This window comes from Microcoleus sp. Aus8_D2 (assembly GCF_036702665.1).
In the GTDB taxonomy this organism is placed as follows: domain Bacteria; phylum Cyanobacteriota; class Cyanobacteriia; order Cyanobacteriales; family Microcoleaceae; genus Microcoleus.
Window position 1 is genome coordinate 41,335 of the sequence record NZ_JAUBUN010000021.1, and the last position, 24,630, is coordinate 65,964.

At 46.4% G+C, this 24,630-nt stretch carries 23 protein-coding genes and 1 tRNA gene; 12 read left to right on the plus strand and 12 right to left on the minus strand.

The window, feature by feature from the left end; all coding sequences use genetic code 11:
* Positions 1 to 111: 111 nt before the first annotated feature.
* The 8 genes from QUB64_RS17770 to QUB64_RS17805 all read right to left on the minus strand — a co-directional run bounded on the left by QUB64_RS17770 (position 112) and on the right by QUB64_RS17805 (position 9,167).
* Positions 112 to 588 carry a tellurite resistance TerB family protein gene (locus tag QUB64_RS17770; RefSeq protein ID WP_333270026.1) on the minus strand — a complete coding sequence of 159 codons (477 nt, stop codon included), beginning with the start codon at positions 586 to 588 and terminating at the stop codon, positions 112 to 114.
* A 384-nt stretch (positions 589 to 972) separates the two neighbouring features.
* Positions 973 to 2,871: a M61 family metallopeptidase gene (locus tag QUB64_RS17775; protein ID WP_333270029.1), complete on the minus strand. Its 1,899-nt coding sequence runs from the start codon at positions 2,869 to 2,871 to the stop codon at positions 973 to 975.
* The gene (locus QUB64_RS17780) at positions 2,868 to 3,548 is read right to left on the minus strand and encodes a Crp/Fnr family transcriptional regulator (RefSeq protein WP_293145897.1); all 681 of its coding nucleotides are present in this window, start codon (positions 3,546 to 3,548) and stop codon (positions 2,868 to 2,870) included. Before QUB64_RS17780 ends, QUB64_RS17775 begins: the two co-directional genes overlap by 4 nt.
* Before the next feature lie 240 nt (positions 3,549 to 3,788).
* Positions 3,789 to 4,649 (minus strand): 3'(2'),5'-bisphosphate nucleotidase CysQ family protein, encoded by an 861-nt coding sequence (locus tag QUB64_RS17785; RefSeq protein ID WP_333270033.1) that lies wholly within the window; start codon positions 4,647 to 4,649, stop codon positions 3,789 to 3,791.
* Between the two features lie 31 nt (positions 4,650 to 4,680).
* The gene (locus tag QUB64_RS17790; RefSeq protein WP_333270034.1) at positions 4,681 to 4,851 is read right to left on the minus strand and encodes a hypothetical protein; all 171 of its coding nucleotides are present in this window, start codon (positions 4,849 to 4,851) and stop codon (positions 4,681 to 4,683) included.
* A gap of 269 nt (positions 4,852 to 5,120) precedes the next feature.
* Complete coding sequence (locus QUB64_RS17795) at positions 5,121 to 7,046, minus strand: alpha-amylase family glycosyl hydrolase (RefSeq protein ID WP_333270037.1); 1,926 nt, start codon at positions 7,044 to 7,046, stop codon at positions 5,121 to 5,123.
* 252 nt (positions 7,047 to 7,298) lie between these two features.
* Positions 7,299 to 8,228: an Rpn family recombination-promoting nuclease/putative transposase gene (locus QUB64_RS17800; protein ID WP_333270039.1), complete on the minus strand. Its 930-nt coding sequence runs from the start codon at positions 8,226 to 8,228 to the stop codon at positions 7,299 to 7,301.
* Positions 8,229 to 8,663: 435 nt separating this feature from the next.
* On the minus strand, positions 8,664 to 9,167 hold the full coding sequence (locus QUB64_RS17805; RefSeq protein ID WP_333270042.1) for a hypothetical protein: 504 nt from the start codon (positions 9,165 to 9,167) through the stop codon (positions 8,664 to 8,666).
* Between the two features lie 199 nt (positions 9,168 to 9,366).
* Here QUB64_RS17805 and QUB64_RS17810 point away from each other — a divergent pair, with 199 nt between their 5' ends.
* From QUB64_RS17810 to QUB64_RS17820, 3 genes are all read left to right on the plus strand, one after another.
* Positions 9,367 to 9,588: a hypothetical protein gene (locus QUB64_RS17810; protein ID WP_333270045.1), complete on the plus strand. Its 222-nt coding sequence runs from the start codon at positions 9,367 to 9,369 to the stop codon at positions 9,586 to 9,588.
* A gap of 143 nt (positions 9,589 to 9,731) precedes the next feature.
* A complete protein-coding gene (locus tag QUB64_RS17815; RefSeq protein ID WP_333270048.1) occupies positions 9,732 to 9,962 on the plus strand; it encodes a hypothetical protein in 231 nt (76 codons plus the stop codon).
* 115 nt (positions 9,963 to 10,077) lie between these two features.
* Positions 10,078 to 11,124 carry a hypothetical protein gene (locus QUB64_RS17820; protein WP_333270052.1) on the plus strand — a complete coding sequence of 349 codons (1,047 nt, stop codon included), beginning with the start codon at positions 10,078 to 10,080 and terminating at the stop codon, positions 11,122 to 11,124.
* Between the two features lie 214 nt (positions 11,125 to 11,338).
* Here QUB64_RS17820 and QUB64_RS17825 read toward each other — a convergent pair whose 3' ends face one another.
* The gene (locus QUB64_RS17825; RefSeq protein WP_333270055.1) at positions 11,339 to 12,202 is read right to left on the minus strand and encodes an Npun_R2479 family HD domain-containing metalloprotein; all 864 of its coding nucleotides are present in this window, start codon (positions 12,200 to 12,202) and stop codon (positions 11,339 to 11,341) included.
* 250 nt (positions 12,203 to 12,452) lie between these two features.
* A complete protein-coding gene (locus tag QUB64_RS17830) occupies positions 12,453 to 12,719 on the minus strand; it encodes a Mo-dependent nitrogenase C-terminal domain-containing protein (RefSeq protein WP_333270058.1) in 267 nt (88 codons plus the stop codon).
* A gap of 354 nt (positions 12,720 to 13,073) precedes the next feature.
* Here QUB64_RS17830 and QUB64_RS17835 point away from each other — a divergent pair, with 354 nt between their 5' ends.
* Positions 13,074 to 13,889 carry a cobyrinic acid a,c-diamide synthase gene (locus QUB64_RS17835; protein WP_333270061.1) on the plus strand — a complete coding sequence of 272 codons (816 nt, stop codon included), beginning with the start codon at positions 13,074 to 13,076 and terminating at the stop codon, positions 13,887 to 13,889.
* A 130-nt stretch (positions 13,890 to 14,019) separates the two neighbouring features.
* Positions 14,020 to 14,142 (plus strand): hypothetical protein, encoded by a 123-nt coding sequence (locus tag QUB64_RS17840; protein WP_333270065.1) that lies wholly within the window; start codon positions 14,020 to 14,022, stop codon positions 14,140 to 14,142.
* Between the two features lie 24 nt (positions 14,143 to 14,166).
* Here the strand turns inward: QUB64_RS17840 and QUB64_RS17845 are convergent, their stop codons facing one another.
* Positions 14,167 to 15,210 carry an AI-2E family transporter gene (locus QUB64_RS17845; protein WP_333270068.1) on the minus strand — a complete coding sequence of 348 codons (1,044 nt, stop codon included), beginning with the start codon at positions 15,208 to 15,210 and terminating at the stop codon, positions 14,167 to 14,169.
* A gap of 22 nt (positions 15,211 to 15,232) precedes the next feature.
* Between QUB64_RS17845 and QUB64_RS17850 the strand changes: the two genes are divergently transcribed.
* The 7 genes from QUB64_RS17850 to QUB64_RS17880 all read left to right on the plus strand — a co-directional run bounded on the left by QUB64_RS17850 (position 15,233) and on the right by QUB64_RS17880 (position 22,294).
* Positions 15,233 to 15,523, plus strand: a complete 291-nt coding sequence (locus QUB64_RS17850) for a hypothetical protein (RefSeq protein ID WP_333270071.1) — start codon at positions 15,233 to 15,235, stop codon at positions 15,521 to 15,523.
* Positions 15,524 to 15,672: 149 nt separating this feature from the next.
* Positions 15,673 to 16,824 carry a glutamate--cysteine ligase gene (gene gshA, locus QUB64_RS17855; RefSeq protein ID WP_333270074.1) on the plus strand — a complete coding sequence of 384 codons (1,152 nt, stop codon included), beginning with the start codon at positions 15,673 to 15,675 and terminating at the stop codon, positions 16,822 to 16,824.
* Between the two features lie 346 nt (positions 16,825 to 17,170).
* Positions 17,171 to 17,632 (plus strand): tRNA (cytidine(34)-2'-O)-methyltransferase, encoded by a 462-nt coding sequence (locus QUB64_RS17860; protein WP_333270077.1) that lies wholly within the window; start codon positions 17,171 to 17,173, stop codon positions 17,630 to 17,632.
* Between the two features lie 591 nt (positions 17,633 to 18,223).
* Positions 18,224 to 20,695: a peptidoglycan DD-metalloendopeptidase family protein gene (locus tag QUB64_RS17865; RefSeq protein WP_333270080.1), complete on the plus strand. Its 2,472-nt coding sequence runs from the start codon at positions 18,224 to 18,226 to the stop codon at positions 20,693 to 20,695.
* A gap of 138 nt (positions 20,696 to 20,833) precedes the next feature.
* A tRNA-Met gene (locus tag QUB64_RS17870) sits at positions 20,834 to 20,906 on the plus strand.
* Positions 20,907 to 21,031: 125 nt separating this feature from the next.
* On the plus strand, positions 21,032 to 21,631 hold the full coding sequence (locus QUB64_RS17875) for a peroxiredoxin (RefSeq protein WP_333270081.1): 600 nt from the start codon (positions 21,032 to 21,034) through the stop codon (positions 21,629 to 21,631).
* Positions 21,632 to 21,754: 123 nt separating this feature from the next.
* Positions 21,755 to 22,294, plus strand: coding sequence for a peroxiredoxin family protein (locus QUB64_RS17880; protein ID WP_333270084.1), 540 nt, complete (start codon positions 21,755 to 21,757; stop codon positions 22,292 to 22,294).
* A 116-nt stretch (positions 22,295 to 22,410) separates the two neighbouring features.
* On the opposite strand, the gene QUB64_RS17885 is transcribed toward QUB64_RS17880, so the two are convergent.
* Positions 22,411 to 24,630: putative Ig domain-containing protein (locus tag QUB64_RS17885; protein ID WP_333270087.1), on the minus strand; the 2,220-nt coding region annotated here is incomplete at its 5' end.

Sequence of the window (24,630 nt, forward strand, 5' to 3'; positions counted from 1 at the left end):
TTCAGTGGCGACGCACCCTACGAGTTATTCCCGGTTTCTCGGAAAAATCGGAGGTTTAGAAACTACAAATTTAGCCAGAAACCAGAAATCAGCCCGCGCGCCAGTCCCAAACTAGCGTTTGATGAACTGTTCTAATTTGTGAGCTATTTTCTCTATAATTCCCTCCGAAGAATGTGCCGCCGATGCTTCTGCTTCAATACGCTTAACTGCATCCTCTGGAAGATTCAGCAACTGCACTAATTTTTGATAAGCTGCGGCTTCGTCAGCGTTAATGTTTGGTTCATCGGGAGTCCTAGAACTAGATGCAATCACTTCATAGCCGAGTTGGAGGACTAATTCTTTTTCCTCTTGAGTTTCTAGTTGGTGAATCAACTCATCAAGCGGGATATTTTGCATGATATAATCCCGGAGTTCTTGTTGCATTTGTTGTTGTGCCTCCGCCTCTGGGGCAAACAAACTGCAAAAGCGATCGAGCATTAAATTAACTTCTTCTATCGCGAGTTCGCCATCAGCCCAGGCCATAGAAGCAACAATTCTCAGCAGGTTCATCTGGCGAGGCGTAATTGATGGAGGAGGTGGGGTTTGCATAATTAAAATTGGTAATTGGTAATTGCTAATTTGTCATTTGTCATTTGTCATTTGTCATTTGTCATTTGTCATTTGTCATTTGTGCTGTCTCCGCTGGCGAACGTCATTGGTCATTGTCATTAGTGTCAAGTTAACATCAAATCTATTACCGATGTGCTGTTTGACGATGAGGGCTTCGATCCCCCCTAACCCCCCTTCCCAAGGGGGGGACAAGAAAGAGCATTCAAAGTCCCCCTTGGGAAGGGGGATTTAGGGGGTTCTAGACTGCGCTAGAAGCGAGATTTCTCTGGGTTTTACGGGATTGTTGACACTAATGGGAATTGAAAATTGGGAATTGAGCGTGATTCCTTTTTGTCTTCCCCTTTCCCTTCCCCTTCATTTATGTCACAAATTCGACAGAGGAACACCCAGCCATCCAGTAAAGTTTTGTTTCTGAATAGTGCTTGGTCGATCGACTGGTACGATCGAATAACGGCCCGGGCGCGGCTTTGCGAGAGTAACAGGACAAGTCCGCAGTTCGTCTTGATGAAAAACTGTCACTTCTAACGTGTCCCCCGGCTGATAGTCTTTCAGCCTCTCTGCCGCTTGTTCGGCAGTTACTCGAAAACCTGCGATCGCCAGCAACTCATCCCCAGCGTCAATTCCGGCCAATTGTGCCGGAGCTCCTGCTTCGACAAATTTAACCATTTGTCGCCCGTTTTCCGCCCCCAACATCCAACCAATCCGAGGCGTTTGGTCGCTTTCATCTACCAAAATTTGCAGCCCGAAAGGTTCCAGATATTGGTTGTAAGGCAGCTCTTCTGTGCCGTCTACATAGCGCGCAAAAAAGTCGCTTAAGTCGATACCGGCGACTGACTCGATCGCACCTTGCAACTGTTCGGGAGTAAAACCTATTTCTACTGGGAGCGAGTGAGAATTTAACTTGCCATTTGATGTCAGATGCTCAGGCTTAGCCTCTGTTCCAGACTTCAGGGCAAAATCCTCATTTTCAGCAGAATAGCCGCCAAACTGCTGCCACATCAAACGCATCACATCATCGAGCGATCGCGCGTTACCGTGTTTAGCTCGAATCAACAAATCCAGCAAAAACGAAACCAATTCCCCTTTCAAATAATAGGAAATCTGCGAATTATCGCTATTAGCATCTCTGCGATAAAGCTTAATCCAAGCATCCCAACTCGACTCGCTCGCAGGCTGCACGTTCCGCCCCGGAGTCGTCTGCAAGCGAGTAATTTCCTTAGCCAAATTTTGGAAATAACCTTTCACATTGTAGAGCCCAGCTCGATAAGGAATCACCAAGTCGTAATAACTGGTCGTCCCTTCAGAGAACCACAGAGAAGGAGTATAATTCTCTTGTTCGTAGTCAAATACTTCGAGAGCTTTCGGTCGAATGCGCTTGACATTCCAGAGGTGAAAAAACTCGTGAGCCACCAATTGAATGAACCGTTCGTACTTGTCCTTAACCCGAAAACCAAAACGCGAATAGTTAAGAGTGCAGCTATCCTTGTGTTCCAAACCGCCAAAACCCGAGCCAGACAAATGCAACAAAAATACATAGCGGTCGTAAGGCAAACCGCCGAACATTTGAGCCTCGACTTCGATCACTTTTTGGATGTCTCGAATCGCCCTATCTGGTTCTAAATTGCCTTGTCCCCAAACCACAAGCTGATGAGGTTTTCCCATCACTTCAAAATCGTAGGAATCGTGACATCCAATCTCAAAAGGACTATCGACAAGGGTGTCAAAATCCGCAGCCGAGAAAGTAAGATTGTCGCCAGAAACAGGCGGCAAAGTTGTTACCGTGCGCCATTCCGGCTGCGGGGGCACAACTGTCACCGTATAGCAGTTGCGCTCAAAACCGGGTAAGAAAAAGCAGAGAGCCGCTGGATTAAAATAACCGTGAGTCGAGTCTAAATGATTGGTTCGTACTGTCAGTTCGTTGGCAAAAATCCGGTAGCAAACCGTGATATCTGACACTGAATTTGTCTCGATTTGCCACTGATTTTTGCTAATCTTGCGCCAAGGTAAAGCTCGATCGCCCGAGAGCGAGCGAAAATCTTGCAGGTGGCGGGCGTACTCTCGAACCAAGTAAGAACCGGGAGTCCAGACAGGCATTTTTAAATCGAGAATCGGCTCCGACCAACCTTGCACGCGCAAAGTCACTTCAAACAGGTGGGATTCAGGATTGGGCATCGCCACCGAATAGTGAATGGTCGGTGCTGTTAGTTGTCCGATCGCGCCGCCGGCAGCGGACGAAGTATCCTCATAAGTGACATCAGTCATTGACTTGCCAAATTCATCAAGTGCTTGAGGTTGATCAAATGGATAGTTTGGTGCTCTGGATCGATTTTGATCCAGCCTTTACTATCTAGTTTTTCCATAATTTTGCTGGTTTCATCTAGGGCGATACCTGTCACGTCAGCTAAATCTTCATAAGGAATATTGAAGATATCTCTGCCCTCAGCAGTTTTCTGACCGTAGTTTTCTCCCAGCTCAACTAAAGTATTTGCTAGTTTAACCGCTGGCTGCCGGTTCTGGAGTTGAGAGCGGAGATTGGTTTGGCGCAGCCGCCGCACCATCAGTTGCAGCATCCGGTGGTGCAATTGCGGATCTTTAAACAGGGTTTGGATAAATCGCTGAGCCGTGACGCTGATCAGCCGCACGGGCGATAGAGCAAGTACGTCATTCGATCGCGGAGATTCGTCAAGAATGGCCATTTCGCCGAAGAAGGCTCCCCGTCCTAAAATAGCCATTGATACAGCTCGATCGTTTGACAGGCGCCGGACTTTGACCCAGCCGGACACCACAAAATAAATCGCGTTACCCCAAGAATCCTCCATCACCACAGCTCGGCCTGGGGGATACTCATGCTTAACGGCATTGGATAGCAGCCCTCCCAAGGTTTCTGGGTTAGCACCCTTAAATAGAGGGAACAGCTCACTGAAAGCTTCTGTCTTCATGCAAACTCGCGGAGGTGGGAAATATGATTAGGCGACAGCCAACAGCTAGGGAACGATCGCTGTTTGAGAAAACAAACAATCTGTTGCTGCTACATAAGATTGACACAAAGCGAACCAGACGGACATCTCAGACACAGCGGAAACTTACTTCGTCTCATAGCTCCTGTAATTATTGATGATAAGGGTACAGGGGCGCGCTTCACCTAAAATTATTAGCAGATTCTTTAATCTTAAACGGGTTTACAAGCGTCCCACTGCCTGTTGAACTTTGCCCAACAGAGCTTCTATGTAGTGCGGCCAGCCGATCGCGATCGACTGCGTGTGGGCCAGAGTCTCCGGCTCGATCGCATCTGGAGTCCACCTCAGCGGTTGACCTTGCAAGTCGCAACAAACCAATCCGGCTGCTTTTGCTAGAGCCAGAGGGCCGGCGGTATCCCACACTTTAACTCTGCCGTTGCAATACAGGTACAAACCGGCTCGACCTTGTATGACTTCCATCACTTTCAAGCCAAAGCTTCCCAGCGAGTAAAATTCGGCTCCCGGGATGTTTTGGGCGATCGCCCGGGCATAGTTTTTCTGGTCTCTGTCGCCGAGAATAATTTTACAATTGAACGGTGTCGGAGCGGGGGGTTGGCAAAGGGCGATCGGCTGCGGCTCTTGGGTTCCCACAGTTTGGAACAATCCCCAATCTTTACCGCCAAAATACATTTGGTCAAAAGCCGGGGCGTAGATCCAGCCGGCCACCGGTTCCCCCTCCAACAGCAGCCCCACCATCACAGCGTAGTGCTGTTTTCCCTGAATAAATCCCTCCGTCCCGTCGAGGGGATCGATGCACCAGAGACGCTGGTAACTAGCCCGGTAAGCGGCTCTAGAGGCACTGTTTTCCTCGGTGATCGTGCCGTCTTCAGGAAACAAATTGCTAAATGCTGCTGATAGTTGTCGGTCTAAGTAGCGATCGATACTCGTCACGTAGTCGTCCGGGCCTTTCTCGGAAACTTCAAAAGGTGCCGCTGCAAGCTTGTGGGCTTCTTGACCGCACTCTCGGATGATGTAACGAATTTTTTGGTCTTGATCTGGAGAAATATACATCAGGTTAAACATAAATGCTTCAGCTAACTTTGCTCATAAAAGCTTAAGTCATTGGAATCGATCGATCGACCCAGATCGCTATTTCCGACTCATACAGGATTTGCACTCTGCTATCCTTAAAACCCGGTTTCCCAGCCCAAGATCGGACAGCGGTTTCAACCACCCGGTCTTTTTCTCCCAAGCCTATTGCCGTCTGGTGGGCAGTGCGCACCATAAATCACATCCTCCGAGTACACAATCCCCACCATAAATCTGACACACGAATCATCCCTAAGGAATGGCAATTTAATAACTTAAGCGACTTGCTCGTTACTTTCGCAGAGCGAAAGTAACGCTTCTGGGGCGAGGAAGAGCCTCCCTTTAGCTCGCAGCTTATAGGAGAGAGGACTGATTGAGGTGTTTAAGTTATTAAATTTTCATTCCTAAGGTGCACAAGCACCCTAAAATTGTTTAACTGTCTCACACCAAAATCAAAAATCCAAACTAAGACTCCCGTCCCGAAGCCCACTTATCCCGCCATTTCACAGTCCCTTCCGAAGCCAAAACCCAGCGGCGACAAACCAAATTTTCTCGCAGCGGCGACAAACCTTCCCGCAGCAGCGCATACTTATAAGCAATCAACTTCCCCGCACTTTCATTAAAAGGAATTTCCCCAAACCAAGTATTAGTATTGATATACTCCAGCGGGTAAGCCTTACTAATATCCCAATTCCCCAATTCAGGACAATCTCCAACCACCACAATTCTTTCCCCAGGCCGAGTTTTAACACTATTTAACTGCGCCCGCACAATAGTTTTCGCCTTAACACGCTCTCCCACGCGGCTAAAAATCATTACTTGTCGCGCATCCAACTCCAAATTGTACAGCATCCCATCTTTAACTTGAAACTTGCGGCGCGATAAAACCTCCCGATGCTCTCCATCCGGCAACTCAGTATCAACCGCTTCAACCGTAACAGAATCGCCGCGATTCATCGCCACAAACACCACAGAATCGCGATAGCGGCGCACGTAACAATAAACATCAGCAGTTAGATATTTTTGCCACTGACTCCCCATCGAAATAGCAGGATTCAGCCGCCGCAACCCAGACAGCAACCGCACATCTCGGTAAATCGGCGAATCAGTATCCCACTTTTCCATCATCGGGCGGTTGTAAGGGTCATTTCCCCCGTCAGTATCATCGTGCAGATACTGTTCAGTACCGTAATAAAGGCAGGGAATGCCACGACTCGTCATCATTAAACATATCGCCAATTGCAACATTTGTCGATCGGCATTCAACGACTGAAACCTCGGCATATCGTGATTGTCAATAAAAGTAATCAACTCCGTCGCCCCGTAGTAGCGGTGATCCAAATTCAGTACATCTTGAATTAACTTAAATCCCGCCTCCGCACAATATCCCAAAGCTTCTCGAATTGCCACGCACAGACCAAAATCTAAAATAGTCATCCCCGACTCGTTAGCAAATTCCACAGAAAGGTCATTTCTCGGATCGCTGTAAATCCATTCCCCAAAAATGAAAACATCAGGTCTGTGTGTTAAAATGTCGGCATTAAATTCCTGCCAAAACCAGATCGGCATATGCTTGACTGTATCAACCCGCAAAGCATCAACACCTCTGTCCAGCCACTGTTTAATTGCTGACTTAATGTAACGGCGGTATTCAGTATTATTTTCATTGAAAGTTGCTAAACCCGACAGTTCGCAGTTTTGGACTTGCCATTCATCTTCCCAGTTGGTAACTTCGCCGTAGTGGTGATACCAGTCATCTTCATCATCATTAAAGTCAGCTATTTTTACACCATCGTCGTAGAGTTCCCCTTTTTTGCCACTAAAATCTGGGTTGCTGTGATTGCAGACAATATCGAGTACGAGTTTCATTTTGCGCTGGTGCAACTCGTCTACTAATTTGTCAAATATGGTATCTTTGGTTTCTTGTGTTTGGTTGATCGAAGGATTATCACCTTTGGCAATAAAGCGGGGATTTAGCCGCTTAAAATCTTTAGTCCAGTATCCATGAATCGCAGCTTGTTCGACAAATAATGCCTCTACTTGCTCAAAAAGCGGAGTCAGCCATACTGCCGTAACACCCATATCTTTTAAGTAATCGAGTTTGTCGATAACTCCCTGCAAGTCGCCGCCCCAATATTTGCCCCAATTTTTGCCTTCAGGATCGTAAAGTTCTGGGTTTGGGCCTTCGTTATTTGCGGGGTCGCCGTCGTAAAAGCGATCGACTACAATGAAATAAATTGTTTCTTGGCGGAATTCAATATCTCGGGTGTAGAGGAATTCTAAATCCAGTTCGGTTTCTGGCTTAACTTCTTCTACCAGAGACTCAATTTTTTCTTCAGGTTTGCTAGTTTCGTATTGAGAGGAAGTTTGATTGGGAGTGACTGGCGTCATGAGATGTATTTTTTTGTATTGTAAGATTGGTCAGTTATTCGGAGTTAGAGTCGGAGATAGCTTTCCGGTGTGACTGACTTTTACAGCATAATACGTAATTTACTCCCTGAATAAAATCTTCCTTTAGACAGATGCCGGAGTCGTCTATAGGTTAGTAGTGAGGACTTCAGTCCGCAAAAAAAGAGAGGACTCAAGTCCTCATTACTAACCAATGTGATTCTAGTTTGTAGTGAGGACTTCAGTCCTTCCTTTCTATTCCTCCCGCAAATTTTGGATATCTTCAACACTCAAACCAGTAGTTTGACTAATAGTTTGATTGTCAAGGACATTGAGAAGTTGTCTGGCAATTTCCAGAGCCTTTTCTCTCATTCCCTGTTGCATTCCCTGTACAAGTCCTTCTTCTCTTCCTTCTTCTCTTCCTTCTTCTCTTCCTTCTTCTCTTCCTTCTTCTCTTCCTTTCGCGAGTCCTTCTTCAATACCCTTGAGCAGTACCCCTTGTTGATCCTGAATATACCTCTCGCGACTTTCTAAATCTTTCAACTCTTCCGCATTCAAGTTAGTTTCATCAGCAATAGCAAACGCTTGCTGTATTTCCGAGACTGTTTCCATTGTTTGGGGTACCACTTCCAAACTGGGAGCATTTTTCATGAAATAAATCCACTTGTCAGTCAAAGTTTCTAATTCATTCAACTTTTTGTTGAACTTGGGCAATTCGATAAAGATGATTTCCATCTCGGGATCGATATAATCGAACAAACGCTTTTTCTCTTTGAAAACAAAGTGAGAAATTACTTCTCGGTCATTATCAAACATTTCAAAGTCAGTAATTGTTAAAGCAATTACGGGTTTTAATCTAAAGTAACCCTCACCGCGAGATAGTTGAGTTGAGTAAGTTTTGGCAGCATTATAAATCACCCGTTTCGCAAAAGATGCCACATTTAAAACTTGCATTTCGATAATTACAGTTTGACCTTGGGCAAGCTTGGCTTTGACATCCAGGTAAGAATCTTTGAGATAGGAGACTCTTGATGGTAAATACGGATCGATGATTTCTAAGTCGGTGATGGTGGGATTGCCATCATAAATCATGGCATTGAGAAAGCTGATTAAGATTGGTTTGCTTTGATGGCCACCGAATATTTTTTTGAAGGCAAACTCGATTTTCGGGTTAATGAATCTCATGGTTATACCAATTTAAAAAAATAATGCAACAGTGATGGTAGGGTGTGGATTCACGAACAAGCCCTAGCTACCTATCGACAATATAACAGCGACGCACCCCTGACCACAACGATCTTATAAACGAACACAACATTTATTGTGTAGCAATCTTTTGTCACGCATGGTATTATTTTTCTCTCTTTCTTAAGGATTGAATTAATCAATCTATCGAGCAATGACAATCAAAAAATTTAAAAAATTGCTGAGTGCTGTGGGTATAGCCATATTTTACGATATTGCGATCGCTGAACATTAAGATGTCTCGCTCAATTAAAATTATAACTTATACCCTAACAATACAACACTACCTAAAATTGGTTTGTAGTGAGGACTTTAGTCCTAAGATTTTGAAGAGGACTAAAGTCCTCACTACAAACAGTGTTGACATGACTACTTCTATTCTGTAAAATCGACTTGTCGAATCTCTTCTAGTGTCATATCCAAACATTGCGCGATTTGCTCATCGCTCAATCCTATTGCTTGGAACCGAGCAATCGCCTCAATTTTCGCCTGCTGCTTTCCCCGCAAAAACTCAGGCGACTCTTCAGATGACGTGCAGATATTCAGCGAGCCGATTACATGACCGCGAGCGACATGATTGCTGCCACTAATGACGCTACCAGTAACGCGGCTGTGGCTAATCATCGACTTGCGAATCAGCGTCGATCGCAAATTTAACTTATTAACCTCTTCTCCAAAAGCATCAGAGAACAACTCCCATAGCTCGTAGCCCACATCTTTAGCGTAACCCTCAGTACAATTCAGCGATCGGGCAATATCGCCGTACTTTTGCCGCTTCAAAACGCCCTCAATCACACCAACTTGCATATCGTCTAAATGCTTGCCAGTTTTCGCAAAGACAACTTCATCTGCAAAAGCCAGTGCTTCCTTAACGTTCACCCGCGCCTCCTCACAATATCCGAGCGATCGAACTAAAACCGTCTAGATCCGACTATTTTCGCCTTAAATACAAAAACGATTGAAGCTTTATCAAAACTTTTTATATTATACGACTTTATCCGACCTTTTTCGACTAGGCAAATCAATTTGCAAGTTGTAGCATTGTGAATGTAAAACCATCGCTCAAAAAATTTCACTTATGACGACTACCCAACTCGCTCTCGACAAAAAAGCACATCCTTTGATGATGCACCTGAGCATCTTGTCGAAGTACGGCATCTCCGAAGAGCAAGCTAGCTACGATCCCAGCACGCAGACCTCTAACATCTCCTCTATGGCGCGCTCCTGGTCTGCTAAGAAAGGCTCCTCTCCTAAAGCCTGGCCTTATAAGCCCGATGACGACCAGAAAGAGGACGACTAGAATTTTCTCTAATTATCCGATATATTCGATTGCCATTTCGTTTCTTGAAAGACCTGTATAAATTTTTGTCTTACAGGTCTTTGATTGTCAACATTATTTCAATTGTTGTGAGTGTAAAACCATCGCTCAAAAAAAATTAACTTATGACGACTAGCCAGCTCGCTCTCGATAAAAAAGCATATCCTTTGATGATGCACCTGAGCATCTTGTCGAAGTACGATGACATCTCCGCAGAGCAATCTAGCTACGAGTCCAGCACGCAGACTTCCAACATTAATTCCAGGAGCTGCACCTGGGCTTGTATCAAAGGCTCCTCTCCTAAACACTGGCCTCATAAGCCCGATGACGACCAGCAAAAAGGCGACTCCGACTAGAATCTTTTCTATTTAACAGATATATTTGTTGCCCTCTCGTTTTTTGAAAGACCCGTAGAGAATTTTTTTGCATTACAGGTCTTTCCCTGTCAATATTATTTCAATTGATTTAGTTATGACCAACCTTTTAATCGTGACTTCCGAGACTGACATTCATGCGGATATCGTTATCCAAGAATTACAAAAATTACAAAAATCAAAGATTATCGTTAGGCAAGAATTGCAAAAATCGAAAATTTCAGCAATTAGATTGAACTCAGAAAGTTTTATTCAAAAAAGTCATTATTTTTATGAATGGCAAGCTTCTGGCAATCCCAGTCAAAGTTTTTTGTCTTTTGAAGACTCTTTGAAAGAGGTTCAAGATATTGGCGTAATTTGGTGGCGAAAACCCGAAGATTATCAAGTGTTTCCAGAAGTTAAAGATACTTGGGCAATCAAGTATTGTCAACAAGAAACAGAATCTTTGATGTACTCTCTGTCTGGCTTATATCCTAAAGCGATGTGGGTCAATAAATACTACAATATTAGATTGCCATCCCATCGCATCAACCAAATCCCTATTGCTCAAAAACTGGGAATTACTATCCCTCCAACACTCGTCACCAATTCCTACGATGCTGCTTGCAACTTTGTGACCGAACATGGAAATTGCATTGTTAAACCCATGCGTTACTCTGGTTTTTTACATGATGAAAAGCAGTATGCTTGCTATACTCGCCCCATAGATGTAGAAACACTTGAAGCATTTCGAGAGAGCATTAGATTAGCACCTGTTTTTATTCAAAAACGCATTCAAAAGAAAGCAGAATATCGCGTTACATTAATCGGCAAGCATGATTTTGTTTGTCGCATTGATGCCGAACATACCAACGATGCAGATGTGACCTTAGATTGGCGCGTCACCGAACCAGACAAACTCGTTCATGTTCCCGACGAGCTACCAATAGATTACCTCAACAAACTCCATCAAATGCTTGACGAGTTCGGCTTAAATTTTGGTGCATTCGACATCATTCGCGATGATGACGATACGCTTTATTTTATCGAACTCAATCCTAACGGACAATGGTATTGGATCGAAATTCTCACTAAAATGCCGATGGTTCGCGCAATGGTTGAACTCATCGAAGATTTAGCGTTTCAATATCAACAGGATTGCTGAATTCGATCGGGAATTCCTGGCCGCCCGCGTAGCAAAGAAACCGGGTTTTTTGCTGAGATTAAAAGCTGTGATGCGGTATTTTCGTAAAAAAACCCGGTTTCTGGCCGCCCGCCTAGGAAAGAAACCGGGTTTTTTGCTGAGATTAAAAGTTGTGATGGGATAGTTGACTAAAAAACCCGGTTTCTGGTGCCCCGCCTGGGAAAGAAACTAAACCCTAACGAACTACAGCCACCTCCTCAACTTCCACCTCAGAATGCTCCACCCGGAACACATTTGCGTTCAGATTAGCTACAATTTGTTTCCCCTGCTGCGTCAGTTCCAAATAGCCGATCGCATCCTTGACATACCGATAAACCACATTCCAATAAAACTTAGGATACCCCTCCCGCAAATCCGCCGGATTTTTATACCCCAAAACCTGATTTTGACCAGTCTCCTCAAACTCGTAAAACAGCCCAGAAACCTTTTGCAAATATCGCGGATCGCTCAACTGACCGATTAAATCCGCCGCCCGCACCAAACCCGGATAATTCACAGTATCTTGATAGTCTTCATCCCGAGGAACCGGGAAACGAGTTAACTCAATATTCCGCTTCACCAAGTCCGCATCAATCAGTCTGTGACCACCAAAACGCTCTTCTACAAACATTTTCCCGCGATCGACATGATAAGGCGTCAAACTCGCATCCGTCGCCCCCCGAGGTAGCGTTAATTTCATGTCGCCTATTCCCGTCGCATACAGTCCCAAATCTGTTCTATCTTGCCGACAAACGCCCTTAACATATCCGATATCGTGGCACAGCAAAGCAATGTGGAAATGCAGCCAATGTTCGCAGGAAACACCACCCTCGCGGATGTGCTTCCCGCGCAGAATTTCTTGTCCCACCAATGTCACTAAAATAGTATGTTCCACATTGTGGTAAAGAGCATCGCTATTAGCAATATTTTCCAAAGCCATATCGGCTACCCAAGCAATAATTTCGCCATAGTCAGATTTGAAGCCGCCGTAGGTGTGCTGGTAGCCTTCAATTAGCCGATTTACAAAAGCGTTAATCAGCAGTTCAGTTGCGTTAAACATATTCACTTCCATGAGCCAAAGTAGCTTGTTAAATTTTTTTTATATTTATTGTTTTTGCTGCTACCGTTTGATGTTATTTTTGACTTGACCGCCCGGATGGATGCCCGCTCCTATCTAGAGGCATCCACTGATATTATCAACGATCGTGGCTGAAATTAGCGCTCTCGCCACTAGCGGGTTCACGCACCCTGTAAATAATTGATCTCAATGGGCGATCGAGGTATGACACCCCTCAATCAACAGTAGGGCGTTACATCTTCCCCGCATACGTCAGCCAAAAACCAGAGAGAGAGAGAAAACGCCAGCCCACTAATTCCTCATATACCGGATTCAGCTTGCACATCGGGGGTATGTGGAAAAGATGGTGTCCCCATAGCTGAAGATCTCTCTCAAAAGGACACCGTGCGGGTATAAGTTGGCACAACCACTCTCGCAATTGCCGATCGCCCACTGCAATGCGATCGAGCCACTCTCGCACTGGTTGGACGAGGCGATGCCAAAAGTTAAGTCTTGGCACTGATTTTCAGGTAAAATACTTGTAGTCCAGTTCATGATTGACCTCAGTAATCCTGATTAACAAAAAGTTATGAATCACCCTTCTTAATCATCAACCGCACCCGCCGTTACCACAGTGACGTGAATACGTCTTTCGGGTGACACTCGCGGCCCCAAAGCGTGATACGGCAAGCTCACAGTTGTGATTACAAGTCCGCAAAAGTGTGAGACAGATCACTTGCTTTACTAGAAACATCATGTATCTTAAGACATATCAAAAAAATAAATATAACTTGTAACTCCTCGTCTCTACTTTACCATCTTACTTACCTGCGATATCTTACCCGGTCAATTTACTAATATAAGGTTTCAGGCAATGATTCAACAAAAATATAAGTATGCCGACCTTTCTCAACGCCCCCACACAGATACCGTCCTGGAAAAACTCCCTGTAGAAGTTAAGGAGTGGGCAGAAAGCTTGCCTTGGAACCAGCGACGCTACGTCTTGTCCCTCTCCTACATATTGTGCGCATCTACTCCCGATTTACAAGCCGAATTTTTAGATGAGTACACAGCCGATGGCTTAGTCTCAAAAATGTTTGAAGATATAGACACTCTAGACCGAGTAAAAGAGTATTTAATCCGATTCCGAGTCAAAAAAGAATTAAACGAATCTGATTTAAGAAGCTACATCAAACAATTTTATATCCACTCATCTCAACAAGCGCTCCGGGAAACTGACCAATATTTAGAGTCGGCACTCCGCTGCGTCTTGAGTACAGAAGAACGCAATAATGTTTTTAACTACATTTTGGGTTTTGAATTGATTAAAATTGTGTTTCAAATGAGCTGGTTGCAACACGAAAGATTAGCCAGACTGCAACAAAATCAGTCCCAGTTTATTGAAACCTATATCAAGCCGATTCAACACGCACACAAAATTAATGGCATAATTGTACCGAAAGATGAGCGAATCTTTTTTGCCAGACGCGCCTATTACGTTCAACAGCCTAACATTTCTTACAGAAAACTCATTGAGTTAGTCATGGCTACTTTTACTACAGAAATGGTGACTCAGTGCGGATTTTCCATCAGCCGCCACTCTCAAGCTCTGCGCTTTGACTGCGATTATATTTACGAGCCAGAACCAGAAGAAGAAAGATTTCCTACAGACTTGCAATTTATTCATTGACTCTACGCCGTCAGGTGTGCGCGGAGTGGTACACCCTACGTTGCTTTTTTTCTCTTTATATCAATTCCGGTTGTATCGGAATGATTTAACCGCAGAGAACGCTCTTGACGCAGAGTCCGAGAAGAGAGAGATGAATAATTCCGATGCTGACGGAATTGATATTACTTTTAGTTGCGCGTTGCGGCCAGGAGAGTTTTTGAAGCATTGGGCTTCTAGTCGGCAGGTTAAAACCGGATTTTTCAGCCGGATTTGATATAAAATAGGATGGCTGTATCAATTAACCTTCCGCTTGCATTTCTTCAATTTCAAACCAGCTAACTATCACTCCCGCTAGCGGAATAGCCAGAAATATCCCTAAAAGTCCTGCCGCTCTCGCGCCTACTAACAGTGCAAAAAATACCACTACCGGATTGAGGTTAAGCGAATTTTGCATGAGTCTCGGATGAATAAAGTTGTCTTGAATTTGCTGCAAAACAATGCAAGCTGCTAATACTTTTAAAGCCAGCCACACATTTTGAGACAATACAATAAAACAAACTAAGCTAATTCCCAGCGTCGCTCCTATCCCCGGAACTAAATCAAACAATCCGATAATAAAGGCTAAGATTAAAGGAAATCTCACACCTAACAGCAGGAAAACTACAAAACTTACTGTTGTCAAAAATAACATTAACAGAATTTGTGCCTGGAAAAATCCTAAAAAGTTTCGCTCTATTGTTAAACTTAAACGCCTGTGCAGGTGTCGGGGTATAAATTTGAGAACCAACAGCCACAGCCTCTCTCCATCAAGTAACATGAAAGAAGCCACCACAATAATTAATATTAAATTCAATAAATTGGTTAAAAATACTTGTAAAAAAGCAATACTCGAAACAACTCCAGCTAAAGCTTGATTTCGCAGTTGTTCCTCAATAACTCGCAGGTTGACTTGCAGGTTTCTTGCTCGCAGGAATGCTTCGATGCGCTCCGACAGAGGCGCTAGAGCATTCACAAATTCAGTCATGCTGTCAATTAATTGCTGTCCTTGAGATAAAAGAGTGACGCCTAGGGTGACGGTGAGACCGCCAAAAACTAAAATGGTGAGCAAGACAACTAAGGCGACAGCTAAACTTCTTGGTAACACTCGCTGGAGAGTTCGCACCGGATAGTTGAGCAAAAAAGCCACGAGTGCAGCAATCGTGAAAACTGCGACTGCGGTTTCAAAGTAAGCTAAAAGTTGCAGTCCAGCCCAACCTGAAGCAAATAAAAGCAAAAACCTGACTAAGGCTAAATTGCTTAGCATATTCCAAAAATTGGGAGGGGTTCTTTCTTGCTCTTTCACAGAAGTTTCCAGGGATTAATAATTGCTCAAAAATGTTGCTTTTTCTTATTTGAGCATCGCACCTAAGATATATCTGTGGCTATCCCCCTCAAGGCAGAAAATAGATGTCGAAGGAAGAAGGAAGAGGGAAGAAGGCAGTGCTTTCTCACTTCTTTCTGTGGTAAGGGAGGGTTCTCTTTACGATAAGTACGATCGCGCCGCGAATGCCGAATCAAACACGCTAGGCGATCGCACAAACAGCCTTTCTGACTCTACAACCGCCTCGGAAACTTTTTGCGGTGCCAGCATTTGCCGCTTGGAGTGCCGCAACTAACACACAAACGCTCAAACAAAGCTGGCGCCGAAACACCCGGTTTCAGTCCCAGCCGCCAAAAATTTTCACTCTGCCTTGTGGCAGATAGCACGAACAGCTCAATTTTTGGGATACTAGAAATTAGCACTCAACTTAGCTGAGGAACAAACGTGCTGCTATCAAAAGGCTTTGAAGTAGAAATGTATACCGGCACGCCCGAAGGTGAGGTTGTCGGTCTGTCCGATCGCATAGTCGCCGATCTAGAGGGATTTGTGCGGGAGCCTGATAGTCGCAATGTGGAGTACACGACCGCCCCGCTGTGCAGCTACGATCGCCTGCTCTGCGCCTTAGTCAAGCCGCGAGTCCGGCTGCGCGAGTATCTCAAACAATTGGGCGACTATACCTTGCTGCCGGGAAGTACCCTGTCTCTCGGAGGGAGCGATCGATTTTACCGCTCCGATCCCAACAACCCCTACCACACCTACATCGAGCAAACCTACGGCACCAAAGTCGTCACCGCCAGCATTCACATCAACATCGGCATCTCCCAACCAGAAATGCTGATGCGCGCTATCCGCCTCGCCCGCGTCGAAGCACCGCTTTACCTTGCCTTGAGCGCCTCTTCTCCCTTCCTCGACGGCGCAGTCACCGGTTATCATTCCACGCGCTGGGGTTTGTTTCCCAAAACTCCCGCCGTCGTCCCCCTGTTTGAAAGTCACAAGCATTACATCCAGTGGACTGAAGAACAGCTACAACTTGGTAGTATGCAAAATGTCCGCCATTTGTGGTCTGCTGTACGCCCAAATGGCGATCGTCGCCCCTACTGTCTCAACCGCCTCGAACTGAGAATTTGTGACCTCGAAGTCAATCCTCTGGCTTTGTTGGCCATCACTGCCTTGCTAGAAGCTCGCATTTGGCAGATGATGGAAGACCCCAGCTTAGACCCCTTAGAACTCAGCACCTTGCCCGCAGCCACCCGCAACCAAGACTTAGTTGCCCTCACCGACGCCAACGAAATTGCTGCATCCCGGCACAGTTTGGATGCCGAACTCATCCACTGGCAAGACGGCAGAACTATTCGCGCGCGAGATTGGATTGAGGAAATTTATCAGGAAGTCTGGCCTTTCGCCAAAAAACGCGGCTTTAGTTGCTTTCTCTCGCCGCTCAAAAAGATTCTACGGGAAGGTAACACTGCCCAGCAGTGGTTAAAGCTGCATGACAGCGGTTTGGACACCCGCAGTATTATTCTCCAAGGGATTGATGGCATGGTTAACCAAGAATGGGAGCTCGAAGACAACTTGTGCGCCCAGTTAGTTGCCTAAACTAATATTAGTTTCACCAAACAATGCAACTGTAGACCCCTGCCCCAAACCCATATCTAGTCAGTCATTCCCAATTCTTCAATCTCAAATCTAAAATCTCCAATGGTATAACCGCCATTCTCATCACGGGGGCTTTCGGTAGCCCCCTGGTTATGGGTACTCAGCCAACAATCCAAATAGCCCCAACCTCCGGCGCAAAAGTTGAAAAGCGGCGCCCAAAAACAAATCAGAATATTTAATCAATGGCACTCGACAAACGTTATAAATAAAAGCTATAAGTTGTATCTACCGAAAGGTAGATTTCTATATTTCCCAATAGCTGTATTTTGCGCTTTTAATTAGCTTCATGCCCCAACTTGTCTTGATTCACCCGCAAATCCCCCCGAATACTGGCAATATCGCCCGCACTTGCGCTGCCACAGGCACGGAACTCCATTTAGTCGGCCCCCTGGGGTTTGAAATTAGCGATCGCTACCTGAAACGGGCTGGCTTAGATTACTGGCCCTACGTCAACCTCCACTGCCACGAAGACTTAGCGGCTTTTCAGATATGTCAGCAGGAGCGGGGGGGGAGATCGATCGGATTCAGCACTGGCGGGCGATGCAGTTACACCCAATTCCAATTTCAGCCCAGCGACTGGCTGATGTTTGGCTCGGAAACTGTTGGCATTCCCCAATTCGTCTTGGATGCCTGCGATGCCACAGTTTTTATTCCCATGAGCCAGCCTGGAGTCAGGAGTTTGAACCTCTCCGTCAGCGCCGCTGTAGGTTTATTTGAGGCTAAACGACAGTTGGGCGAGCTGGGATAAATCACGATCGACACATACATACACATATAGATATTTAATAGCTGTCGGGGGCTACCAAATCTCGCTTTAAATATAAGAAATTTGTATCAAAGCTGTGAAAAGCTAGATAGCGAAGATTAATATATTTTATTCATCCGAAAACATATTGTTATCAGCAATACAAAATTACCCGCAAGATGATTTAGCAACAAAAACAGAGGATTTCAGCGACCTAGGGTGTCAGGGATCGCCTGAAGAGGCCTGAAGGCTATTGATATCTAGTAAATATACGGTTGTAGGTTGTCCGGAAATTACCATAGAGTCGGATAATAGGTGAGAGTCTTAGCCTGTGCGGGAACGCATATTTTATGTATTCGTTCCACGTATTGCGGTGTAAGGCTTTTGGGGTGTAATTGCAGCGGGTTTGACCGAGAATTTCAAAATTTCTGACGGTTCGAGCTTGTCTAAATTAAAAAAGCAAGGTAATCTTGCCTAAGCACGATCGCTGTCAACAATCAGAATATTTTTGGTTGTTGATTTAAATTCAGCGTCATGCGATCCCCTTGAGTGTTTCCAAGGACAGTTAGCGCTTCTCAGTAGGAGGTCGTTTTTTTGAAACGAACATATCCCCAAAAAATTAAGCCTGTTCAGGCTAGTGAAATCGACAGAGACGGTTCTGCGGAACCGTCCAAGCAGACAACGCTCAGCACAGGCAGAGTTCGCTCTCTCGCCACCATCGGGCTGGCCATATCGGTAGGTGCTTCTGGCATCCTGCTGCCGAGAAACGGAGACAGCGCTCGCGCGTCTGAACTCGCACAGACAGCAGAATCCACCGCTGAAGTACAGCCAATGTCGGCCAACGGGCCCGCTACCTCCGCACAAGTTGACGGTTCCTGGGCCGAACAGGCAGGGGTTAAGGTTCAGCAGGGACAAACCCTTTGGGAGCTGTCTCGGGACTATGAAGTTGAACCGAAGGCACTAGCAACTGCCAACGGCATCAAACCCGATACCGTACTCCAAGTTGGCCAAGAGATCAGAATACCGCAGGCGACTGAAGCCTCCCCACAACAGAACGCTGGCAATACTGCCGCGGTCAATCCCGAACAAAAATTAAATCTGACTGGCTCCGAGTCGTTGGATAGTGCAGCCCTGTCTGGGCAGCCAACCGCAGCGACCCCGCTGGCTACTCCGCTAGCGGCACAAAGTTCGATCGACATCCCGAACGCAGACGGGGCGATCGACAGTTTGAAAAAACAGGAAAACCGCACTACAGCATCAGGTCGGGCCCTGTTGGGGTCTGAGGAGGGAGCAAATTCATCTACACCTGCTGCATCTACACCTGCTGCATCTACACCTGCTGCATCTACACCTGCTGCACCGACGCTGGCATCCCCCGGAGCTGCCACTCAGACAGCCTTTCCCGACCTCAGGGGCACACCTGTAATTCCCAATGCCGCGGTCGGTCAAGCAGCATCGCCCGATCGAGCATTAGAGTCAATTGAACAGTCTCTGGCAACACCGAGTTTGCCCTCCGCTGTGGTAGTCCCCCCAGCAGGCAGCACCGCCGCGCCGGCAAGGGCGCTCTACAGCGTGCGTCCGGGAGATACCTTAGATGCGATCGCAAGTAGTCACGGCGTATCGCCCAAAGAGCTGATCTCCGTCAACAAGCTTGGCAACCCCAACTTGCTGAATGTCAATCAACGGCTGAAAATTCCCCAAGTTGGAGCAAATAATTCAGCGGTGCAGGCCACAGCGTCTTATTCTGCATCCAACTCTAAATCTGTGTTGTCGGCGGCTTCGGTTCCCGCATCTTTGAACAAGAGCTCGTCTACCCCGTCCACAGCCAGTGCTGGCGTTGCAGCACCCGCGCCAACAGTCGCGGTTGTCTCTCCCTTGGCGAACTTGGAAGGTCTGAACAATATTTCAGCCCCGATGGTTCCCAAAATTAACAGCATTCCGCTAACTCAAGTTTCTCAAACCATTAGCGACACCAGAAAGCTGGAGCTTCAAGGCGAACCAACATTTACAGGTGCCGTTGACACCAGTGCCCTGCCAGAGCCAGCAAGTGCAACTGCTACCACCATCGCTGTTGCATACCCGCAGCCGGTCAGCTACGTGCCAAATGCTAGCGCCCAGGGTTTAAATGCCGCTCCAACTAGCGCTTTACCAGAGTCGAATTCGGAGGGTCTACCCACCGCTACCGCTCTCAACCCTTATTCCGAACGCTTGAGGGCAGAAGTTGTCAGGCTGCGAGAGGAATATCGCGCCGAGCGCAATTCGATCGGGGCCAATGCGGTTTCCCTGGCTCCAACTGACGCGCAGGAGACGCAAGTCGCCTCGGGCAACCCGTCTGACGAGATCCCAAGTGTCAATCCCGACCTCTACACCCCCGAGTACGCTGGGGCGGTGCAGAATGAACTCAGCAGACCGCCGTCGAGAGCGTGGTCCCAGCAAGTTCAGAAGCAGCAGCAAGAGCGTTTTGACCCAGCTCGCGCCGCCGAACTGCAACCGATTAACCTGACGCCGACAAGTGCTGGTGAGCAGCCTGTGGTGGCAACTGCTCCTTTGGGCTCTGAGGGTTACGACCCCCTGAGCAACCCGTCTTTAGGACGCATGGTTTCTCCAGAACTGCCCCCGCTTTCGGGCGCTGATACTTATCTGCCTAACGGTGGCCAACAGCAGTCGGCTAACGGGTTTATTTGGCCGGCTAAGGGCGTTCTCACTTCTGGCTACGGCTGGCGCTGGGGACGGATGCACAAGGGAATTGATATTGCAGGGCCGATCGGTACGCCAATTATGGCCGCCGACAGCGGGGTGGTTACCTATGCAGAATGGAACGACGGGGGCTACGGCTATCTGGTGGAAATTACCCATGCAGACGGCTCAGAGACGGTCTACGCCCACAACAGCCGAATTTTGGTGCAAAAGGGTCAGAAGGTCGAGCGAGGTGAACAGATTTCAGAAATGGGCAGCACCGGCTTCAGTACCGGGCCGCACTTGCACTTTGAAGTCCATCCCGCCGGACAGGGTGCTGTCAATCCAATGGCTTTTCTGCCTGACGATACCTCCAGCGCTTCTCGGTAACGACTGGTCGGAAGTTATGGGTTTTGAATGATTACCAAAACTCATAACTTTTATGAAAGGTTATTAGAAATTCTGTTGTTATAAATCGAGACATAGCTCGCCTTACCGTGCTACGATAGTAAATCGTGAAGTAAGTTTGGCTCAGTGGCGCAGTGGTTAGCGCAGGGGACTCATAAGCCCAAGGTCGCAGGTTCAAATCCCGCCTGAGCCATAGTTTGATCCAAAAATCGCGCTCTCAATTTTGAGAGCGTGTTTTTTTGAATTGGCGAGAAGATACTTGTAGTCGTTATGACTATGATATATTTGTAACAGTTCGTAAAAAAGGAAACAAAATCTATGACGAGTGAATGCCTCCGGGTTGGTCAAGCTGCACCCGATTTCGCAGCAACAGCCGTAGTGGATCAGGAATTCAAGACAGTTAAACTGTCAGACTATAAAGGCAAAAAGTATGTAGTCCTGTTCTTCTACCCCTTGGACTTCACCTTTGTATGCCCGACTGAGATTACAGCATTTAGCGATCGCCATGAGGACTTCAAAAACATCGATACCGAAATCCTCGGCGTATCAGTTGACAGCGAATTCTCTCACCTCGCTTGGATACAAACAGACCGCAAATCAGGCGGTGTCGGCGACCTCAACTATCCGTTAGTAGCTGACCTCAAAAAAACCATCAGTTCCGACTACAACGTCCTTGACCCAGAAGCAGGCATTGCCCTCAGAGGTCTGTTCATCATCGACAAAGAAGGCATCATCCAACACTCTACTATCAACAACCTTGCCTTCGGCCGCAACGTAGACGAAACTCTCCGCACTCTGCAAGCTATCCAACACGTTCAGTCTCACCCCGATGAAGTTTGTCCCGCCGGCTGGCAGCCCGGTGACAAAACCATGACACCCGATCCGGTTAAGTCTAAGGTATTCTTTGCTGCTGTCTAACTCGATCGTTTTGAGTTGTAGGGGCGGCGCCTGTGAGTGCCCGCCCTCGAAACTTTCGGTGCAATGCCCAATACCCATTGACCAATGCCCAATTCCCCATTCCCCATTCCCAAATTAGGAAATATGCTGACTTCTACTGATTTTAGCGGGTTGTTAAATCAGCGGTTTTTCCAAAATTTATTGCCTGTTCCCGCCACTAATGTTCTGAAGCTGGGACAGATGACGCCTGATTTTGAATTGCCGGATATTAATAATGGCAAATTAGTGCGCCTGTCGAATTATCGGGGCGATCGACCGGTGGTTCTGGCTTTTACTCGAATTTTTACTGAAAAGCAATATTGCCCTTTCTGTTTTCCTCACATTAAAGCCTTGAATGAAAAGTGGGAACAGTTTGCCGATCGCAATATAGAATTATTGATGGTAACAAGCACCGACGATCGCCAAAGCCAAATTGTGGTTAGAGATTTAGGCTTGAAAATGCCCCTGCTGTCCGATCCAAGCGTAAGAGTGTTTCGGGCTTATGAAACGGGTCAGGCTTTGGGTGCTCCCTTGCCAGCTCAGTTTGTTTTGGATGCAGAGGGAAAACTCCTCTTCAAACATTTGTTCTCCTTCATAGACCACAATGCTAGTGTGGAAACTTTGCTGAACTCTCTGCCAAATTAGAGCACAGTTTGTAGCTAGTAGTTGGGTAAGGTGCGTCGCTGTGGAATTTTCGATTTTGGTTGAGATTTTCGATAGCGACGCACCCTACAGTACACCTAGATATTCCGGCTACTGCTTTAAAACCCAAAATCTGTGGCACTAATAGTGTTAGCAGAAATCCCAGTTAAGGAAGCTAAAACCTGCCCGCTAGAGACTAACTTAATCAAAGTTGCATCATTACTTTGATTAACATCTAATTGTGCAAAAGTCAAGCCATTAGTTAGGAAAATCAAATCTTTTCCATCCTCAAAATCGACAATTGTATCGATCGCAGAATTGGCAGATAGTACAAAGTAATCGCTACCCGCACCTCCAATTAAACTATTATTCCCTAAGCCACCAATTAGGGTATCATTGCCTTTGCCACCGTAAAGGGTATCATTGCCGTCACCGCCGATGAGACTGTCAGATCCCCGATCGCCAAACAAGATATCTTCACCGTTACCGCCAATGACAGTATCGCTGCCCTTGCCGCCGTAAATGGTGTCGTCACCGATGCTGCCGTCAAGGGAATCATTGCCCCGTTTCCCGCTGATGAAATCGTTACCACTACTGCCAATAATCGTATCATCTCCATTCGTACCCACAGCCGAATTGATAGAATTGCTGATGGGTACGATATCGCCACTTGCGATCGGAGTAGCAGGTAAAGCCGGTGCCGCAGTGCCTTGAATCTTGGCATCTAAAGCACTACCAGTATTTTCAGCAACCACATCAGAAATGGATTTGATGCCCGCAGCAGCCCGTTTCAAGTCTATTGCAGTCTCGCTGAGTGCGACTTTTTGGACGCGCGCCACCTCGGTAGGAATCGAATTTGGCAAAAAGCTTGAAATAGCTCGATCGACCTTTTGATTCGCCTCAGCCATTACCTGGGCAACTTGCGGGGCAATTGAGAGTAATTTTTGGCTGTTGAGATTCGAGTCAAACTGTTTGGTATTGGTAACAGCTTGCTGGATAATTGCTGACAACTGTGCGGGATTAGTTAAATCCAACTTAGTACCGGATTTAATTTGACTGGTAATGGCACTGACGACAGCTTGATTAATGGCTGGATAACCAGCGGTGGAAATACCGTCAATAAAGGTGGCAGTTTGGGTAATCAAGTTTTGCACTTTTACCATTGCTGCCAAAGTTTCCACGCCGCCCTGTTGATTGTTTTTGGTAGCAACAATTGGATCTAAATCTGTCAGATCGACACTTGCTGGAATCGCAAAAGCAGCTTTGACTTTGGATTCCGCTTCATTTCGGGGAATTCCCTGCTGCATCAAATCTGCCACCAAAGTCGTCAACAGCGTGACTACCGTAGCATCGGGAGGTGCAGATACAGGTGTTTCCAAAGGCAAACCAGTGGCAGTATCGAAGCCACCAACAGCAGCGATATTGCCTTCTTCTGGATCGATTTGACCGTTTTTGTTAGTGTCAAACTTATCGAAGGGAATTTCTAATTCAAAACCACCATTGCCGTCAGTAGTAGTAAAGGGTTCGTTGGCATCAAGGACGTTATTCTTATTAGCGTCAAAGAAGAGAGTTGAGCCAGAAATGTAACCGTCAATCACCACACCACTACAGCTAACTGTTATCAGCATTCCCTGAGTGTCGCTCGCACTTGCACCAGCTTTGTCTGTTGCTGTCAACTTAATTTTGAGACTTTGAATTGTCGGACTTTTGCCGCTGAGAGTGCGAGTATTTGGGTTGAAATTTAGCCAACTCGGCAGGGGACTTCCGTCTATCAAAGTAGCTGAATAAGTGAGAGTATCTCCAGGATCGGAATCTGTGAAGGTATTCTGCGGGAAAGTGTATTCAAACTGCGATGAATTGCTGGTTTTTAGGAATGCGTAATGCCACGGGGTGGTACTGAAGCCGTAATTGAGTACAGGCGGGTGGTTGATGTTGTTTGAGATTGGTGTTGGCGTCGGTAATACAGGAATTGGCGTCGGCGGTAATACAGGAATTGGCGTCGGTGATACAGGAGTTGGTGCTGTGATATCTGTAGGAATTGGCGTCGGTGATACAGGAGTTGGTGTTGGCGTGACTACAGGAATTGGTGTCGGTGATACAGGAGTTGGTGATGTCATATCTGTAGGAATTGGTGTCGGAGTTACTACAGGAATTGGTGTCGGCGTGACTACAGGAATTGGTGTCGGAGTTACTACAGGAATTGGTGTCGGAGTTACTACAGGAATTGGCGTTGGCGTGACTACAGGAATTGGTGTCGGAGTTACTACAGGAATTGGTGTCGGAGTTACTACAGGAATTGGTGTCGGAGTTACTACAGGAATTGGTGTCGGAGTTACTAC

Bases quoted from the DNA above. Each gene is read 5' to 3' on its own strand.
- QUB64_RS17770 (WP_333270026.1), bottom strand. From the start codon at position 588: ATGCAAACCCCACCTCCTCCATCAATTACGCCTCGCCAGATGAACCTG.
- QUB64_RS17775 (WP_333270029.1), bottom strand. From the start codon at position 2,871: ATGACTGATGTCACTTATGAGGATACTTCGTCCGCTGCCGGCGGCGCG.
- QUB64_RS17780 (WP_293145897.1), bottom strand. From the start codon at position 3,548: ATGAAGACAGAAGCTTTCAGTGAGCTGTTCCCTCTATTTAAGGGTGCT.
- QUB64_RS17785 (WP_333270033.1), bottom strand. From the start codon at position 4,649: ATGTTTAACCTGATGTATATTTCTCCAGATCAAGACCAAAAAATTCGT.
- QUB64_RS17790 (WP_333270034.1), bottom strand. From the start codon at position 4,851: ATGGTGCGCACTGCCCACCAGACGGCAATAGGCTTGGGAGAAAAAGAC.
- QUB64_RS17795 (WP_333270037.1), bottom strand. From the start codon at position 7,046: ATGACGCCAGTCACTCCCAATCAAACTTCCTCTCAATACGAAACTAGC.
- QUB64_RS17800 (WP_333270039.1), bottom strand. From the start codon at position 8,228: ATGAGATTCATTAACCCGAAAATCGAGTTTGCCTTCAAAAAAATATTC.
- QUB64_RS17810 (WP_333270045.1), top strand. From the start codon at position 9,367: ATGACGACTACCCAACTCGCTCTCGACAAAAAAGCACATCCTTTGATG.
- QUB64_RS17815 (WP_333270048.1), top strand. From the start codon at position 9,732: ATGACGACTAGCCAGCTCGCTCTCGATAAAAAAGCATATCCTTTGATG.
- QUB64_RS17820 (WP_333270052.1), top strand. From the start codon at position 10,078: ATGACCAACCTTTTAATCGTGACTTCCGAGACTGACATTCATGCGGAT.
- QUB64_RS17825 (WP_333270055.1), bottom strand. From the start codon at position 12,202: ATGTTTAACGCAACTGAACTGCTGATTAACGCTTTTGTAAATCGGCTA.
- QUB64_RS17835 (WP_333270061.1), top strand. From the start codon at position 13,074: ATGATTCAACAAAAATATAAGTATGCCGACCTTTCTCAACGCCCCCAC.
- QUB64_RS17840 (WP_333270065.1), top strand. From the start codon at position 14,020: ATGAATAATTCCGATGCTGACGGAATTGATATTACTTTTAGTTGCGCG.
- QUB64_RS17860 (WP_333270077.1), top strand. From the start codon at position 17,171: ATGCCCCAACTTGTCTTGATTCACCCGCAAATCCCCCCGAATACTGGC.
- QUB64_RS17875 (WP_333270081.1), top strand. From the start codon at position 21,032: ATGACGAGTGAATGCCTCCGGGTTGGTCAAGCTGCACCCGATTTCGCA.
- QUB64_RS17880 (WP_333270084.1), top strand. From the start codon at position 21,755: ATGCTGACTTCTACTGATTTTAGCGGGTTGTTAAATCAGCGGTTTTTC.